16 protein-coding genes are annotated in these 15,757 nt (G+C 58.1%); 3 read left to right on the plus strand and 13 right to left on the minus strand.

All coding sequences use genetic code 11. From position 1 onward, the window contains the following. Positions 1-115: 115 nt before the first annotated feature. The 10 genes from J1C59_RS02800 to J1C59_RS02845 all read right to left on the minus strand — a co-directional run bounded on the left by J1C59_RS02800 (position 116) and on the right by J1C59_RS02845 (position 6,880). Entirely contained in the window at positions 116-1,090 is a 975-nt protein-coding gene (locus J1C59_RS02800) for a glutathione S-transferase family protein (RefSeq protein WP_128086564.1), read from the minus strand. A 76-nt stretch (positions 1,091-1,166) separates the two neighbouring features. Continuing rightward, the gene (locus tag J1C59_RS02805) at positions 1,167-1,577 is read right to left on the minus strand and encodes a DoxX family protein (RefSeq protein WP_128086563.1); all 411 of its coding nucleotides are present in this window, start codon (positions 1,575-1,577) and stop codon (positions 1,167-1,169) included. Between the two features lie 202 nt (positions 1,578-1,779). Beyond that, positions 1,780-2,064, minus strand: coding sequence for a YqjK-like family protein (locus J1C59_RS02810; RefSeq protein WP_128086562.1), 285 nt, complete (start codon positions 2,062-2,064; stop codon positions 1,780-1,782). Further along, entirely contained in the window at positions 2,064-2,459 is a 396-nt protein-coding gene (locus J1C59_RS02815; protein ID WP_208721881.1) for a phage holin family protein, read from the minus strand. Before J1C59_RS02815 ends, J1C59_RS02810 begins: the two co-directional genes overlap by 1 nt. A gap of 2 nt (positions 2,460-2,461) precedes the next feature. After that, positions 2,462-2,767 (minus strand): ElaB/YgaM/YqjD family protein, encoded by a 306-nt coding sequence (locus J1C59_RS02820; protein ID WP_111139262.1) that lies wholly within the window; start codon positions 2,765-2,767, stop codon positions 2,462-2,464. Positions 2,768-2,802: 35 nt separating this feature from the next. Continuing rightward, on the minus strand, positions 2,803-3,177 hold the full coding sequence (locus J1C59_RS02825) for a DUF1090 domain-containing protein (RefSeq protein ID WP_128086560.1): 375 nt from the start codon (positions 3,175-3,177) through the stop codon (positions 2,803-2,805). Positions 3,178-3,368: 191 nt separating this feature from the next. Then, the gene (gene mzrA, locus J1C59_RS02830) at positions 3,369-3,716 is read right to left on the minus strand and encodes an EnvZ/OmpR regulon moderator MzrA (protein WP_140917325.1); all 348 of its coding nucleotides are present in this window, start codon (positions 3,714-3,716) and stop codon (positions 3,369-3,371) included. Continuing rightward, a complete protein-coding gene (locus J1C59_RS02835; protein ID WP_128086559.1) occupies positions 3,716-4,390 on the minus strand; it encodes a DedA family protein in 675 nt (224 codons plus the stop codon). Before J1C59_RS02835 ends, mzrA begins: the two co-directional genes overlap by 1 nt. Positions 4,391-4,712: 322 nt before the next feature. Continuing rightward, positions 4,713-5,489: a transcriptional regulator ExuR gene (gene exuR / locus J1C59_RS02840; protein WP_128086558.1), complete on the minus strand. Its 777-nt coding sequence runs from the start codon at positions 5,487-5,489 to the stop codon at positions 4,713-4,715. An 86-nt stretch (positions 5,490-5,575) separates the two neighbouring features. After that, a complete protein-coding gene (locus tag J1C59_RS02845) occupies positions 5,576-6,880 on the minus strand; it encodes an MFS transporter (RefSeq protein ID WP_140917326.1) in 1,305 nt (434 codons plus the stop codon). 398 nt (positions 6,881-7,278) lie between these two features. Between J1C59_RS02845 and uxaC the strand changes: the two genes are divergently transcribed. From uxaC to J1C59_RS02860, 3 genes are read left to right on the plus strand one after another with little or no spacing between them, the layout of a single operon-like run. Further along, positions 7,279-8,694 (plus strand): glucuronate isomerase, encoded by a 1,416-nt coding sequence (gene uxaC, locus J1C59_RS02850; RefSeq protein ID WP_128086281.1) that lies wholly within the window; start codon positions 7,279-7,281, stop codon positions 8,692-8,694. 2 nt (positions 8,695-8,696) lie between these two features. Beyond that, a complete protein-coding gene (locus tag J1C59_RS02855) occupies positions 8,697-10,145 on the plus strand; it encodes a tagaturonate reductase (protein WP_128086283.1) in 1,449 nt (482 codons plus the stop codon). 4 nt (positions 10,146-10,149) lie between these two features. Further along, a complete protein-coding gene (locus J1C59_RS02860) occupies positions 10,150-11,640 on the plus strand; it encodes a UxaA family hydrolase (RefSeq protein ID WP_128086280.1) in 1,491 nt (496 codons plus the stop codon). A 297-nt stretch (positions 11,641-11,937) separates the two neighbouring features. Here the strand turns inward: J1C59_RS02860 and sstT are convergent, their stop codons facing one another. From sstT to J1C59_RS02875, 3 genes are all read right to left on the minus strand, one after another. Next, positions 11,938-13,170 carry a serine/threonine transporter SstT gene (sstT, locus tag J1C59_RS02865; RefSeq protein WP_140917327.1) on the minus strand — a complete coding sequence of 411 codons (1,233 nt, stop codon included), beginning with the start codon at positions 13,168-13,170 and terminating at the stop codon, positions 11,938-11,940. Between the two features lie 235 nt (positions 13,171-13,405). Then, positions 13,406-14,374 carry a TerC family protein gene (locus J1C59_RS02870; RefSeq protein ID WP_128086279.1) on the minus strand — a complete coding sequence of 323 codons (969 nt, stop codon included), beginning with the start codon at positions 14,372-14,374 and terminating at the stop codon, positions 13,406-13,408. 254 nt (positions 14,375-14,628) lie between these two features. Next, the gene (locus J1C59_RS02875) at positions 14,629-15,615 is read right to left on the minus strand and encodes a Gfo/Idh/MocA family protein (protein WP_128086278.1); all 987 of its coding nucleotides are present in this window, start codon (positions 15,613-15,615) and stop codon (positions 14,629-14,631) included. Positions 15,616-15,757: the final 142 nt, after the last annotated feature.

Below are 15,757 nucleotides of genomic sequence, written 5' to 3' on the forward strand. Positions count from 1 at the left end.
GATAAATGCCTGTCCACGACGCACCTTATGAAAAGAATGCGGCTTAACGGCCAGCGCCGACTTTTACTGAAAACCCCGCGCTGGCGGGGTTTTTGCTTTATGACGCTAACCATCTTTAGCCGCGACCGTGCGGCTCATCCCAGTCAAACGCCGGGCCCAGCGAAATGACGCCGTGCGGGTTAATGGTCTTGTGGCTGCAATAGTAGTGGTGACGGATATGCGGCAGGCTGACCGTCTCTGCAATACCGGGCATCTGATAGATGTCGCGCAGGAAGCCACTGAGGTTTCTGTAATCAGAAATCCGGTGACGATCGCATTTGAAGTGGGTCACATAGACCGGATCGAAACGAACCAGCGTGGTCCAGAGCCGGAGATCCGCTTCGGTCAGCTGGTCGCCGGTCAGATAGCGATGCTGGCCTAAAATCTGCTCCAGCCGCGACAGCGAATGGAACAGGGCGGTGACGGCCTCATCGTAGGCGGATTGCGACGTGGCAAAGCCCGACTTGTAAACGCCGTTGTTCACGGTGTCGTAGATCCAGCCGTTCAGCTCATCAATTTCCTGACGCAGCGCCTGCGGATAATAGTCACCGGCGCGCGCGCCCACCGCATCAAAGGCGCTGTTGAACATGCGGATAATATCCGCCGACTCATTGCTGACGATGGTGTTCTGCTGCTTGTCCCACAGAACCGGCACGGTAACGCGACCACTGTACTGCGGATCGGCGTGCAGATAGAGCTGATAGAGAAACTCGTTCTGATAGAGCTTGTCGCCGGTCGCCTCTTCAAAAGTGTCATCGAAGGTCCAGCCGTTCTCCAGCATCAGGGGGTGGACGACTGACACATCGATCATGCTGTCCAGCCCTTTCAGCTGGCGCATCAGCAGGGTGCGGTGCGCCCACGGGCAGGCCAGCGAAACATAAAGATGATAGCGGTCGCGTTCGGCGGTGAAGCCCGCGTTGCCTGTCGGACCGGCACTGCCGTCCGCCGTAACCCAGTGACGAAACGCCGATGCTGAACGTTTAAATCGTCCGCCGGTAGATTTGGTGTCGTACCAGGTGTCATGCCAGACACCGTCAATTAACTGTCCCATAATGGCTCCAATGCAAACAGGGCGGGGAAATTTCCCCACCCTGCTAAGTATATGTGGCATTACGCATTACGTGAGATTAGCGCGCAACGGCCTGCGGTTTTCTTTTGCCGATCAGGTGATCAAGGCTGTATGCGCCAGGACCCACCAGACCTAATACCAGGAAGCCACCGGCGATAGAGAGGTTCTTCATGAACATCAGCTGGTTGACGCCTTCGGCAAAGTTACTGTGGAACAGGAACGCCGTCAGGATGGTGAAGCCTGCGGTGAACAGGGCCGTAAAACGGGTCAGGAAGCCAAACAGGATGGCCAGACCGCCGCCGAACTCCAGCAGAATCACCAACGGCAGCATGAAGCCCGGCACGCCCATCGCTTCCATATACTGCTGCGTACCGGCATAACCGGTGATCTTGCCCCAGCCCGCCGTGATGAACAGGATTGGCATCAGGATGCGAGCCAGTAACAGACCAGTATCTTCGAATTTTTTCATCATTTACTCCAGCGCTATCAGTGATGCAGGGCAGGTTGCCCGCAGGGTTTATGCCCGCTGAAAGCAGTGCTGCGTTCATTGGGGTGATGGCTGGAGATGATAGTCGCGCAGTGAAAAGGTTGTAAGCGAGATATACTGTCAGTGTTTTTCAGAAATTCTGATGAAGAAAAGCCGGCCTTTTCAGGGCCGGCTTTTAGCAGGATTAGCGCGGTGGCATCGCGGACTTGATCATGCGCCAGGTGCTCCAGGCGCCGAAGCCCCGTTTGGCCCAGCGTAGCAGCCGGTTAGGGCTGCGGATCGAGTAGATGGCCAGAGCACTGCTGCCGATAGCCAGATAGCGACGTAAGCTGAGGAAAGTGAACCAGCCGCGATCGTAGTGGGCGGTGCCTTCCAGCCAGTCACGCCGCGCAGCGCTCAAGTCCAGCCGCTGCTGCTGCACATGCTTAAGCAGTTCATGGATGCGTTCTTCACGCTCGCGGCGGCTCATCAGCGCTGCTCCTCCAGCAGTTTACGGTCGGTTTCCAGCTCTTTGCGCGTGTGGCGCAGCAGCGTGGACTGACGTGTTTTGTGAAGCGTCCAGAGTCCGAAGATAACCGCCAGCAGGAACAGCGTGCCGGTGGTGATGCCAATCGCCATCAGGCGGTACTGTGCGTCTACCGCCCAGATGATCAGCACCATCAGGCTCATCAGACCAAATGCCGTGAACAGCATGGTCAGGCCTACCATCAACAGCAGCTGTATCAGGTTTGCTTTTTCCTGTTCCAGTTCCACCACTGCCAGACGGACACGCGTCTCAACCATACCCACCAGCGTGGTCACAATGCGCTGACCGATGTTAATGACCCCTTTCGCCGGGCCGTGGTTCTGCTGTGAGTCAGTCATAATTAACGACGCGAAATGAGCATGCCCAGTGCGACGCCAATCGCTGCACCGATGCCCACACCATGCCAGGGATTTTCACGCACGTAGCCTTCGGCTTTCTGCGCCGCTTCACGGGTAGTCGCCGCAATGCGCTCACCTGATTCGCCCAGACGCTCGCGCGAACTGTCCAGCGCCACACGCGCCTTGTTACGCAGTTTATCCAGCTCGCCTTTGGATTTTTCAGTACCGCTGCTCAGCACTTCTTCCAGGGTATCCGCCAGGTTTTTCAGCTCAGCACGCAAATGTTCCGATGATGTGTCTTTAGACATAAAATACTCCTTTAACATCAGTTGGTTAATTCCGATTAGTAGGGCTCCGCCTGTAACTTTTTCAGCTCCCGGCGCGCTTCATCCAGCTTTTGTTGTCGTTTGGCAATCTTCTCCCTGTCATGGCCCTCTTCGCGCTCTTCCCTGAGTGCGTGCTCGCGTTCCGCCACTTTCTGCTTCTGCGCGTTAATTCTTTCCAGATGGGCTGCTTCGAGTTTTTTATCACTGCAGTCAGCCCGGACTTCTGTCAGCGCACGCTCCAGGCCGTTCACCCGGCGCTGGTTGTTGTGCTTCTGCGCCATCCCGATTTCGCGCTGAATATCCTGCTCTTTCTGCTCGCACAGCGTTTCAGCAGCCAGCAGTGAGCCAGACAGCGAGAAGATCGCGACACCCAGTAAAATTTGATATTTCATCGGCCCTGACCCCTTCCTTTGCGACCTGATCCGTCATCACTGGCGTCATCGTCTGATTTCGGGTGCTGAGGATCGACTCTCGCTTAAGCATAGACAGCGATAGTAAAAAGTTCAAAGAAGACCGGGAGATAGGGCCTCTTTCACGCCACACCAGGACAATGTGGCGGCGTGAAAGAGGCGGCATCGGGCGTTTACGCCAGAGAGAGGTGCGGAGAGTGATCGTGCTGCGCCACAATAAAGCCCTGTGGCAACAGACGGCGCAGGACTTTTTGCGCCGCCAGGCTCTGCTCTTCGCTGTCAAAATGGATGACCAGCGCATCACCCGCAGGCGTGATGCTTTTAATACGGATGCCCTGCGCGCTCAACTGCTGATAGAGATAAAAGCCATCGGGCAGCGTCGCCCCGGCATGGGAAACCCGGATCTGCACCACCGTTTCGTGCTTGATCAGACCGGGAACAAGACAGAGCGCGGCCAGCGCAAAGGCAGCAGCAATCAGCCACGGTAGCCACCGTTTGGGAACAGCCTGTAGCAGTTTCATTACTCGGCTTTCCCGTTCTGATTCGCCTGACGCTTACGCCATAACACCACCAGGGACCCGACGAGACCAAACACCAGCAGCGCCAGGGGCAGCATCATCAGAAAGAACATCATCTCATCTTCATAACGCCGGAAAATCGGGGTTTTACCCAGCGCAAAGCCGATAACGGTTAAAATCACAACCCACAGGAAGGCGCTTACCCAGTTGAAAAACTGGAAACGGGCGTTGCTGAGGCCGGATAAACCGGCGATGGTTGGCAGCAGCGTACGCACAAAGGCGATAAAGCGGCCAATCAGCAGAGCCGATAAACCGTGACGGTGGAACATGCTGTGCGCGCGCTGGTGGTACTGGGCGGGAAGGTGAGAGAGCCACTTCTGCACGGTCGGCGTATTGCCCAGCCATCGTCCCTGAATGTAGCTCACCCAGCAGCCGAGACTCGCGCCCGTGGTCAATACCAGGATGGTTAACGGGAAACTCATGGTGCCTTTGGCAATCAGCACGCCAACCAGAATCAGCAGGCTGTCGCCCGGCAGAAACGCGGCAGGAAGCAGGCCATTTTCCAGGAACAGAATCATAAACAGCACGCCGTAAATGGCCCATACCAGCGCGGGATCGGAAAGGGTTTCATAATCCTGTTGCCACAGGGCATGCAGCAACGCTTGCAAAATATCCATCAATCATTCCTGAACATCATTGTTAAACATGTCCCACAGGGACCTGAACGCAGACCGGCATTTCGTTATAAATTTTAGGAGCACAGCCTGGGCGGGATTTTCCGGATCCTTCCAGAATTGATTGTTAAATCAGCGACTTTATAACCCCCTGTCGCAAAGGGTAATAAAAGGGCGATAACTGTAACAAAATTCGCCTGTCTGAGACAGGAAAACTCGCTGACAGACAGGAGTTTTACCTTGTGAAACGACCTGTAAAAAGGAGCTTTACACGTCCTGACACTATTGCAGATTAACTGACCCTTTCAGGGGGATTCAGGCGCGCTCAGCGGGCGTGGTCAGACCCTTCTGGCAGGATGACCGGGTTCTCACTGAACATGTAACGATCCACGTTAAATTCGAAATCATCTGCCGTGGCGTTAAACAGCATCTGCTTAGTATTTTCCAGATGCTGCCACATCGCCAGTTTGCTGGCGGCAGGATCTTTGCGCATCAGGGCTTTCAGGATCTGATCGTGGTCGTCGCACCAGCTGAGAATGCTGCGCTGGTCGATATGCTCGTGAAGTTTGAGCCAGTAAGGATTGTGCAGGCGATGCAGCCACATTTTTTCAACGATGGCGGCTAAGGCGCTGTTCTGGGTGGATTGGGCGATGCGGACATGAAACTGCATATCCCACTCGGAGTCGCGGAAGTGATCCTCCTGGCGGGCTTTTTCCTGAATCGCCATCAGGTCGATAATGTCCTGTCGCGTCACCTGGGTGGCGGCGAACTCGGCCACATTACTCTCAATCAGCTGACGGGCCTGCAACAGTTCAAACGGGCCAAAGGTGGCGAACTCCAGCTGGCTGCTGCTGACGGCGATGCGATTCTGTTGCTGGCTGGCAATCACATGGATGCCCGAACCTTTACGGACCTCCACATAGCCTTCCACTTCCAGCATGATGATCGCCTCGCGCACCACCGTGCGGCTCACTTCCATCTCTTCGGCAATCAGGCGTTCAGCAGGCAGCTTATCGCCCACCGGATAGATCCCGGTTTCAATGCGGCTTTTCAGCTCGCTGGCCAGCTGTTGATAGAGTCGACGGGATTCGGTGAGGTCCATAGCACAATCCTGATAGCAGACAGATAAGTTGTTATACCACTTCAGGCCGGGCGAGGAAATGGGCTGGCCTGCGCCAGCCCGACAGATTAGCTGCGCACGGCGCTGGCCTGTGGAATCACCGGTTCAGCATTCAGCTCTGAGATCGGTTTATTCTTCAGCACCGTCCAGATCACCACCGCACCCAGCAGATCGAACACCGCCAGCGCGGCAAACAGCGGGCTGAAGCCCAGCGTGTCAGCCAGCGCACCGACCACCAGCGCGAACATGGTGCTGGCGGTCCAGGCGGCCATGCCGGTTAAGCCGTTAGCCGTCGCTACCTCGTTGCGGCCGAACACGTCAGAGGAGAGGGTGATCAGCGCACCGGAGAGCGCCTGATGCGCAAAGCCGCCAACACACAGCAGCCCGATCGCGATATAGGGACTGGTGAACAGGCCGATGGTGCCGGGGGCGATCATCAATACTGCGCCCAGGGTCACGACCAGTTTACGGGAAACGATCAGGTTAACGCCGAACCAGCGCTGAAACAGCGGCGGCAGATAGCCACCCAGAATGCAGCCAAAGTCCGCGAACAGCATCGGCATCCAGGCAAACATCGCGATCTCTTTGAGATTGAAACCGTAGACCTTGAACATGAAGAGCGGGATCCAGGCATTGAACGTTCCCCACGCCGGTTCTGCCAGAAAACGCGGCAGCGCAATGCCCCAGAACTGGCGGTTGCGGATAATCTCCAGCGCCGACATTTTGCGGGTATTGCCGGTCTGATGCTGCGCTTCCTGACCGGAGATAATGTAGTGCCGCTCTTCGTCGCTGAGCTTTGTCTGCTGTTTGGGGTGCTTGTAGAAAATCAGCCAGCAGAGCGCCCAGGCCATGCTCAGCACGCCGGTGATGATAAAGGCCATCTGCCAGCTGTGCGCCACGATCGCCCAGACCACCAGCGGCGGAGCCAGCATCGCACCGATCGAGGAACCAACGTTAAAGTAGCCGACCGCCACCGACCGCTCTCTGGCCGGAAACCATTCGCTGCTCGCCTTCAGGCCCGCCGGGATCATCGCGGCTTCTGCCGCACCGACCGCGCCGCGTGCCAGCGCGAAGCCGCCCCAGCTGCCCGCCATCGCGGTGGCGGCGCAGAAGATCGCCCACAGCACCGCAAACATCGCATAGCCGATTTTGGTGCCGAGCAGATCCAGCACATAACCGGCGACCGGCTGCATCAGCGTGTAGCAGGCGGAGTAGGCCGCCACTATGTAGGAGTACTGCTGCGTGGTGATATGCAGCTCTGTCTGTAATGTCGGGGCAGCCACGGCGATCGTGTTGCGGGTCAGATACCCCAGCACGGTGCCGAGCGTGACCAGCCCAATCATATACCAGCGTAACCCTTTGATCTTACGCATCCTCTACCTCTTCCAGTTCTGTTTGCGGTCTTGCCGCTGTTGTTATCTGGAGCGGGACAGCACGTGATGCAGATTGCTCACGCCCGCAGGTTCTGTTTCAGCAACCCTGTTATGACCTTGCCATTTGTCCGTCGTCAGCATGCTCACGACAGGTCGGGAGCCTAACTTGTTATACAACTTTAAAAGTTGAGAGCTATCACAAAAACCCTTTCTGCACTGTGGGATACTGGAAACCTGCGTAATGACAGCCATTTAGCGCGCAGCCGGCGACAAAAACGTCCATAACGGCGGCCCGTTATCGCGGTTTATGTGAGCAGGATCGCAAACAAATCGGTAACACACCAGGATTGGTATGATAACTTTGGGCCATTCGTGGTTCAGCAGATGAGGATGCATGTATGTCACGTTTCATGACCGAGGATTTTTTGCTGGAGGGTGAATTCGCCCGTCGTCTCTATCACGACTATGCGAAAGATCAGCCGATTTTCGACTATCACTGCCACTTACCCCCGCAGCAGATTGCCGAAAATTATCGCTTCGCCAACCTTTACGATATCTGGCTGAAAGGCGATCACTACAAATGGCGGGCGATGCGCGCCAACGGTGTGGCTGAGGCGTTGATCACCGGAGACGCCAGCGACCGCGAAAAATTTGATGCCTGGGCGGGCACCGTGCCGCACACCATCGGCAACCCGCTCTATCACTGGACCCACCTCGAACTGCGCCGGCCGTTCGGTATTACCGGCACGCTGCTCTCAGAGACAACGGCTGACAGCATCTGGGATCGCTGCAATGCGCTGCTGGCGCAGGAGAGCTTTACCACGCGCGGCATCATGCAGCAGATGAACGTGAAGATGGTCGGCACCACCGACGATCCTCTGGATGACCTGCGGTATCACCGCGCGATGGCAGACGATGCCAGCTTCAGCGTCAAAGTGCTGCCGAGCTGGCGACCGGACAAAGCGTTTAATATCGACGCGGAGACCTTCCTGCCGTGGATTGCGGCGCTGGAGCAGCTGACGGACATCAGCGTGCAGCGCTTCGACGATCTGCGCCGCGCGCTGCATCAGCGGCTGGATCACTTCGCCGCGCACGGCTGCAGGATCTCGGACCATGCGCTGGACGTGGTCTGTTATGCCGAGGCGGATGACGCCACGCTGGATGCGATTCTGGCACGCCGTCGCAGCGGTGCCGCGCCCAACCCACAGGAGACGGCGCAGTTCAAAACCGCCGTGCTGGTCTGGCTGGGCAGCGAATATGCCCGTCGCGGCTGGGTGCAGCAGTATCACATCGGCGCACTGCGCAACACCAACCCGCGCCAGTTTCAGCTGCTGGGGCCGGATGTGGGCTTCGACTCCATCAACGATCAGCCGCTGGCAGCGCCGCTGGCGCGCCTGCTGGGTGCCCAGAACCGCGATAATGCGCTGCCCAAAACCATCCTCTACTGCCTGAACCCGCGCGATAACGAAGTGCTGGCCACCATGGCAGGCAATTTCCAGGGCGAAGGTCAGGCGGGCAAAATGCAGTTCGGCTCCGCCTGGTGGTTCAACGACCAGCTGGATGGGATGCAGCGTCAGATGACGCAGCTGGCGCAGGTTGGCCTGCTGAGTCGCTTCGTCGGGATGCTGACCGACAGCCGCAGCTTCCTCTCCTACACCCGCCACGAATATTTCCGCCGGTTGCTGTGCCAGATGATTGGCCAGTGGGTCGAGCGAGGCGAGGCACCGGCCGACGAGGCGCTGTTAGGTCAGATGGTTCGCAATATCTGCTTCGACAATGCCCGGGATTACTTCGGCATTGAGCTGGGAGCCTGATGATGAAAAGGCTGAACCGCCACGACTTTCCGGGTGCGGTCTACCGTGACCGGATCATCCAGTTCGGCGAAGGCAATTTTCTGCGTGCCTTTATCGACTGGCAGATTGACTGGCTGAATGAACATCAGGGTATTGATGCCGGGATCGTGGTGGTGCGGCCGCGCAACCGTGAGGTCAGTGACAGCCTGAATCAGCAGGAGGGTCTCTATACCACGCTGATCCGCGGGCTGAACGATCGGGGCGAGCCAATCAGCGAAACCCGGCTGATCCGCAGCCTCAATCGCGAGATCCAGCCCTGGCAGCAGCATGACGCGTTTATGGCGCTGGCCCGCAATCCCGATCTGCGTGTGGTCTTCTCGAATACCACCGAAGCGGGCATCACCTTCAGCGAGACGGATCGGCTCTCTGATGCGCCCGCCAGCAGTTATCCCGGCAAACTGACGCAGCTGCTGTGGGCGCGCTATACCTACTTCAGCGGCGCCCGCGACCGGGGCTGGCTGATGGTGCCGTGTGAGCTGATAGACCACAACGGTGACACGCTGCGCGAACTTGTGCTGCGCTACGCCGACCTCTGGCATCTGCCATCCGAATTTAAAACCTGGGTTAATCAGGACTGTGCCTTCTACAACACCCTGGTGGACCGCATCGTGACCGGTTTTCCGGCGGAGAGTGAGCAGCTGCAGAACACGCTGGGCTATGAAGATCGCTATCTGGTGGCGGGCGAAGTCTATTACCAGTTCGTGATTCAGGGGCCGTCGGCGCTGTTCAGTGAACTGAAGCTGGCGGCGCTGTCGCCGCAGATCCGGCATGTGGATGATATCGCGCCCTACAAAGCGCAGAAGGTCGCCATTCTTAACGGTGCGCATACTGCGATGGTGCCGGTGGCGTTTCTGGCGGGTATTGAGAGCGTCGGGGAGGCCATGGCCGATCCGGCGATCGCCGGATTTGTGGATCGGCTGCTGCGCCACGAGGTGATCCCGACGCTGGATCTGCCGCCAGAGGAGCTGCACAGGTTTGCCGATGCGGTCGTGCGCCGTTTTTGTAATCCCTTTATTCGCCACGCGCTGCTGTCGATCGCCCTCAATGGCATGACCAAGTTCCGCACCCGTCTGCTGACGCCGCTGCTTGCCGCCCATCAGCAAACCGGCAGATGGCCGACGCACATGACCTTTGCCCTGGCGGCGCTGATCGCTTTTTATCGCGGCGAGTCAGCCGGAAAGGTGTGGCCGCTGCAGGATGAGCCGCACTGGTTAGCTTATTACGCTGAAGCCTGGAAAGCCTGTGATGCTGAGCCGCATTCGCTGCCGCAGCTGGTGCGTGGCGTGCTCGGCAATGTGTCGCACTGGGGCCAGGATTTAACCCGTCAGCCCGGACTGGCTGAAGAGGTCACTCAACACCTGCAAAACATCGTCGCCCACGGAATGCGTGAGGCGCTGAACCAACTGGGATAACGCTATGCAAGATGCCATCAGGATCGATCCCCGCGACAACGTCGCGGTGGCGTTACGTGACTTAGACGCAGGTGCCACCGTCGACCTGGCGACACAGCCTGTGGTGCTGCAGCAGGCGGTCGGGCGCGGGCATAAATTTGCCCTGCAGCCGGTCGCGCAGGATGCGCTGGTGATCAAGTATGGGCTGCCGATTGCCCACGCCACGCAGCCTGTGGCCGCCGGTGAGCTGATCCATTCGCAGAACGCCCGCACGAATCTCAGCGACCTGGACGACTACGCCTATCAGCCCGATTTTGTGACGCTGCCGCTGCAGCCGGACGATCGCGAGGTACAGATTTATCGTCGCGCCAGCGGCGAGGTCGGCATCCGCAATGAGCTGTGGATCCTGCCTACAGTCGGCTGTGTCAACGGCATCGCGCGCCAGATCCTGCAGCGCTTTCTGAAAGAGACGCAGCAGGCAGAAGGGATCGACGGGGTGTTCCTGTTCAGCCACACCTTTGGCTGTTCGCAGCTGGGACAGGATCACGAGAACACCCGCACCATGCTGCAGAACATGGTACGCCATCCCAATGCGGGCGCGGTGCTGGTGATTGGCCTGGGGTGTGAGAACAATCAGGTCGATGCGTTTCGCGACACCCTGGGCGCGTTTGAAAGCGATCGGGTGGCGTTTATGGTGTGCCAGCAGCATGACGACGAGGTTGAGGCCGGGGTTGAGCGTCTGCATGCGCTGTATGAGAAAATGCGCCACGATCGTCGCGAACCCGGCAGGCTCAGCGAGCTGAAATTTGGTCTGGAGTGTGGCGGCTCAGATGGCTTATCCGGCATCACCGCTAACCCGCTGCTGGGCCGTTTCTCCGATCAGATGATCGCCAACGGCGGCACCACCGTACTGACCGAGGTGCCGGAGATGTTTGGCGCGGAGCAGATTCTGATGAGTCGCTGTCGCGACGAGGCGACCTTCCGCAAAACGGTGGCGATGATCAACGATTTCAAACAGTACTTTATCGATCACCAGCAGCCTATCTACGAGAATCCGTCACCGGGCAATAAGGCAGGCGGCATCACCACGCTGGAGGAGAAGTCGCTGGGCTGTACCCAGAAAGCGGGGCAGAGCCAGGTGGTCGATGTGCTGAAGTATGGCGAGCGGTTAAAAACGCCGGGGCTGAATCTGCTGAGTGCGCCAGGCAACGATGCGGTTGCCACCAGCGCGCTGGCGGGCGCCGGATGCCATATGGTGCTGTTCAGCACCGGACGCGGTACGCCCTATGGCGGTTTTGTGCCGACGGTGAAGCTGGCGACTAATACGCCGCTGGCGGAGAAGAAGCCACACTGGATCGACTTTAATGCCGGCCGGTTGATCGAGGGGATGAGTATGGAGGCGATGCTGGAAGATTTTGTCGACCACATTGTCGCGATTGCCAGCGGTGAGCTGACCAACAATGAGAAGAACGATTTCCGCGAACTGGCGATTTTTAAAAGCGGTGTGACGCTCTGAAACCAGCAACTGGTCCGTTATCACTGCGGATCGCTTCAGATTACAGACTGGCACCTGTCAGAATGAAGGCTGCCGCCCTACAAAAGCTAAACGCGCAGGGAACAGGGTCAGAGGAGGAAAGCGTCCCGCGCCATGGATGGCGTGGGCCGAGCATGTCATGGATGACGGCTTTTGCGACTTTCCGATCTGACCCTGTGCCCTTCGCAGGCACGGTTTCACCGCCACCGGGCCAGACGTTACCGATATCATCAGGCGACCGGCATCAGATTCACGGGTCGCCTTTGTATGTTCAGGGCATCAGGCCCGGCTGGTTTCGCGCTCTGCTTCTGCCTGACAGACGGCGGCAGTAAACAGAATATCGGTTGAGGAGTTCAGCGCGGTTTCCGCCGAATCCTGCAGAACGCCGATGATAAAGCCGACCGCTACCACCTGCATCGCCAGATCGTTCGGGATGCCGAACATGTTGCAGGCCACCGGGATCAGCAGCAGCGAACCGCCTGCCACACCCGATGCGCCGCAGGCACAGAGTGACGCCACCAGACTCAGCAGAATCGCCGTCGGCACATCGATGCTGATGCCCAGCGTATGCACGGCCGCCAGCGTCAGCACGGTGATCGTAATCGAGGCTCCCGCCATACTGATGGTCGCGCCCAGCGGAATCGACACCGAATAGGTATCCTCATCCAGACCAAGACGTTTTGCCAGCGCCATATTCACCGGAATGTTGGCGGCAGAGCTACGGGTAAAGAAGGCGGTGACGCCGCTTTCACGCAGGCAGGTAAAGACCAGCGGATAGGGATTACGGCGGATTTTCCAGAACACCAGCATCGGGTTGACCACCAGCGCCATCAGCAGCATACAGCCCAGTAACAGCGCCAGCAGATGAGCATACTGCCACAGTGCGCCAAAGCCGGTTGAGGCCAGGATCGATGCTACCAGGCCGAAAATCCCGATCGGTGCGCAGCGGATGACGCAGCGGACCAGCCAGGTCACCGCTTCTGAGGCATCATTCAGCAAGGCGCGGGTCGTGTCACTGCTGTGACGAAACGCCAGCCCCAGGCCAATTGCCCAGACCAGAATGCCGATATAGTTAGCCTGCATCAGGGCGGTAATCGGGTTCGATACCATGCTCATCAGCAGGCCGCGCAACACTTCCGCAATCCCGGAAGGCGGCACGATCTCCGTGCTGCCCACCGCCAGCGTCAGCGTCTGCGGCACCAGATGGCTGAAGGCCACCGCAACGACCGCCGCGAAAAAGGTGCTCAGCAGATAGAGCATGATAATCGGCCGGATATTGGTTTTCTGGCCCTGCTGGTGGTTGGCGATCGAGGCGATCACCAGCATCAGAACCAGCACCGGCGCGACCGCTTTCAGCGCACTGACAAACAGTTCACCCAGCAGGCCCACCGCCAGCGCGGCATCGTGTGAAATCCAGGCGAGCGCCACACCGGCGATCAGCCCAATCATGATTTGCTTCACCAGGCTTCCGGCGAGCAGCGTGCCCAGACGTGAGGAGAGAGTTTTCTGCATAATATTTTCTATATTTTGTCGCGGATGTAGTTTCAGGCGCGATGTTTTGCATCGGCTAAAACGGTTTGCCCGGCGGAGTATAAGGAAAAGATCGGACGAGAAAAGAGAAAATTCTGTCGCTGTGGCGGAGGTCGGGTTTTTATTATGCTGGATAGAGGAAGTGTGACAGAGGGATGAAATGTCGCGGCAGGGCGCCGCAAAATAAAACAGGGGCATCCGCTGCCCCTGCAGGTAATTATGGTGAGATCCGTTTCTGGTCTCTTTTGCGGTTGACCCAGGCATTTATCAGCAGGGTTGAGGCCAGAATCACGCCAACCACACTCAATGAGATGCCGACCGGGATATGGTAGAGGTCGACAATCAGCATCTTGAAGCCGATAAACACCAGCACAATCGCCAGGCCATATTTCAGCATCGAGAAGCGCTCCGCCACGTTAGCCAGCAGGAAGTACATGGCGCGCAGGCCCAGAATCGCGAACAGGTTTGAAGTCAGTACGATAAACGGGTCGGTGGTCACGGCAAAGATCGCCGGGATACTGTCGACCGCAAAGATCACGTCGCTGAGTTCCACCATGATCAGCACCAGCAGCAGCGGCGTCGCAAACAGCACGCCGTTTTTGCGGGTAAAGAACTTCTCGCCGTCGAGATCGTCGGTCATACGTAAATGGCTGCGCAGCCAGCGCACCACCGGTTTGTCGCCTACCGCACCGTCATCCTCTTTCGCCAGCGCCATCTTCACGCCGGTAAACAGCAGGAAAGCACCGAACACATAGAGGATCCAGCTGAACTGCGTTACCAGCCAGCTACCGGCAAATATCATGATGGTACGCAGCACGATAGCGCCCAGGACCCCGTAGATCAGCACGCGGCGCTGCAGGTTGGCCGGAATCGAGAAGTAGCTGAAGAGCATCAGCCAGACGAAGACGTTATCCACCGCCAGCGCCTTCTCCAGCACGTAGCCGGTCAGGAACGCCAGCGTCTGCGTGTTAGCGACCTCACGGCCTGCGCTGCCCTCCAGATACCACCAGAAGGCGGCGCTGAACAGCAGTGAAACGGAAACCCAGATCAGCGACCAGACAGCCGCCTGTTTGAAAGACATGGTCTGCGCGCCACGGCGTCCCTGCAGCAGCAGGTCAATAGCCAGCATAATCAGCACCACAACCGCAAAGCTGCCCCAGAGAAGAGGCGTACCCACAGTCTGCATAGTCGTATCCTGTCTTAAAATAAAAAAACGGCTGAAGTCAGAAGACATCAGCCGCTTATTTTTCTGTAAGCAAACCTCGCCTTCCGGCAAGGTCTCACTTACAACACAGAAATCGATTCCGGGTTGCCTGATGACCGGATGCTTTCGCAACGTAGTGACGATCAATCAGCTTACAAGTTACTCCCCTTTGCAGGAGAGTACGTTACGGTCTCACTGCTCAGGAAGCAATCGTTCTCAGTCATATTTAGAAATATTTACACAGCGGCCCGATCTGCCGGGAAGACTACGCCGGTCTGGCGGCGGATCTCCGTCAGCAGCGCCGCCGTGGTGCGCGACACCGCCAGCGCAGGGTGCTCCACCTGACGCTGCTCAACCAGCCGGACAAAGTCGGCGGCTTCATAGCGCATCGTGTTGCTGTGCTGCGGCTGACTCAGCACCTGCTTCTCGCCGCCGCGCGGCGCAAAGATCAGCTGCTGGCACTCCGCCAGCTTCTCGATCAGCAGCGCGCCCGCTTCCCCCTGAATCTCGCTGGGCAGGCTGGAGTCGCTGACCTTGGAGTGCAGGATCGTCACGTCAAAATCGCCGTAGCTCAGCAGCACGACGCCGTGGGCATCTACGCCGCTTTCCAGCAGCGTTGCGCTGGCCTGCACGCGCGTGGGCGCCCCCCACAGCGTCACCGCCGCGGCCAGGCAGTAGTAGCCAATATCCATCACGGAGCCATTCGACCAGCGCGGGTCGAAGGTATTCGGGTTTTCACCGTTGAGATAGCGCGGATAGCGTGACGAGTACTGGCAGTAGCTCAGCAGCGCTTTTCGCAACTGACCGACATCAGGCAGCGCCTGCCGGAGCCGCTGGAAGTTGGGCAGGCTGGCGGTCTTGAATGCCTCAAACAGCACGACCTGATGCTCACGGGCGCAGGCGATCATCTGCTCCACCTCTGCCAGATTCGACGCCAGCGGCTTTTCGCAAATGACATGCTTGCCGTGCGACATAAACAGCAGCGCCTGCTGACAGTGCAGGGCGTTGGGGCTGGCCAGATAGACCGCATCGATTTCCGGGCAGGCGGCCAGCGCATCCAGCGAGGTAAAGGTCTGCTGGCAGGGATAGTCGGCAACAAAGGCGTCGGCCTGTGACTGGCTGCGTGAATACACCGCGTGCAGCCTCATCGCGCCGGTTTCATGAGCGGCATCAATAAACTGGCGTGTAATCCAATTTGTTCCCACAATGGCAAAACGAATCACGTCATCTCTCCGGCGGCAGTAAAACGGCAGAGTAACATCTCCGCCGCGTTGCGCAATGGCAGCGGGCGGGCAGAGCGTGATCCTGCGATCTGCATTCCACTACTATGCAGACGCGACGATTTTCAGGCCTCAACCAGGGAGC

This window comes from Pantoea deleyi (genome assembly GCF_022647325.1).
Lineage (GTDB): Bacteria > Pseudomonadota > Gammaproteobacteria > Enterobacterales > Enterobacteriaceae > Pantoea > Pantoea deleyi.

Coding starts and splice junctions, on each gene's coding strand:
- J1C59_RS02820 (WP_111139262.1), bottom strand. CDS start 2,767: ATGTCTAAAGACACATCATCGGAACATTTGCGTGCTGAGCTGAAAAAC.
- J1C59_RS02845 (WP_140917326.1), bottom strand. CDS start 6,880: ATGCGTAAGATCAAAGGGTTACGCTGGTATATGATTGGGCTGGTCACG.
- J1C59_RS02805 (WP_128086563.1), bottom strand. CDS start 1,577: ATGAAAAAATTCGAAGATACTGGTCTGTTACTGGCTCGCATCCTGATG.
- J1C59_RS02825 (WP_128086560.1), bottom strand. CDS start 3,177: ATGAAATATCAAATTTTACTGGGTGTCGCGATCTTCTCGCTGTCTGGC.
- J1C59_RS02815 (WP_208721881.1), bottom strand. CDS start 2,459: ATGACTGACTCACAGCAGAACCACGGCCCGGCGAAAGGGGTCATTAAC.
- sstT (WP_140917327.1), bottom strand. CDS start 13,170: ATGCAGAAAACTCTCTCCTCACGTCTGGGCACGCTGCTCGCCGGAAGC.
- J1C59_RS02860 (WP_128086280.1), top strand. CDS start 10,150: ATGCAAGATGCCATCAGGATCGATCCCCGCGACAACGTCGCGGTGGCG.
- exuR (WP_128086558.1), bottom strand. CDS start 5,489: ATGGACCTCACCGAATCCCGTCGACTCTATCAACAGCTGGCCAGCGAG.
- J1C59_RS02870 (WP_128086279.1), bottom strand. CDS start 14,374: ATGCAGACTGTGGGTACGCCTCTTCTCTGGGGCAGCTTTGCGGTTGTG.
- J1C59_RS02800 (WP_128086564.1), bottom strand. CDS start 1,090: ATGGGACAGTTAATTGACGGTGTCTGGCATGACACCTGGTACGACACC.
- J1C59_RS02835 (WP_128086559.1), bottom strand. CDS start 4,390: ATGGATATTTTGCAAGCGTTGCTGCATGCCCTGTGGCAACAGGATTAT.
- J1C59_RS02855 (WP_128086283.1), top strand. CDS start 8,697: ATGAAAAGGCTGAACCGCCACGACTTTCCGGGTGCGGTCTACCGTGAC.
- J1C59_RS02810 (WP_128086562.1), bottom strand. CDS start 2,064: ATGAGCCGCCGCGAGCGTGAAGAACGCATCCATGAACTGCTTAAGCAT.
- uxaC (WP_128086281.1), top strand. CDS start 7,279: ATGTCACGTTTCATGACCGAGGATTTTTTGCTGGAGGGTGAATTCGCC.
- mzrA (WP_140917325.1), bottom strand. CDS start 3,716: ATGAAACTGCTACAGGCTGTTCCCAAACGGTGGCTACCGTGGCTGATT.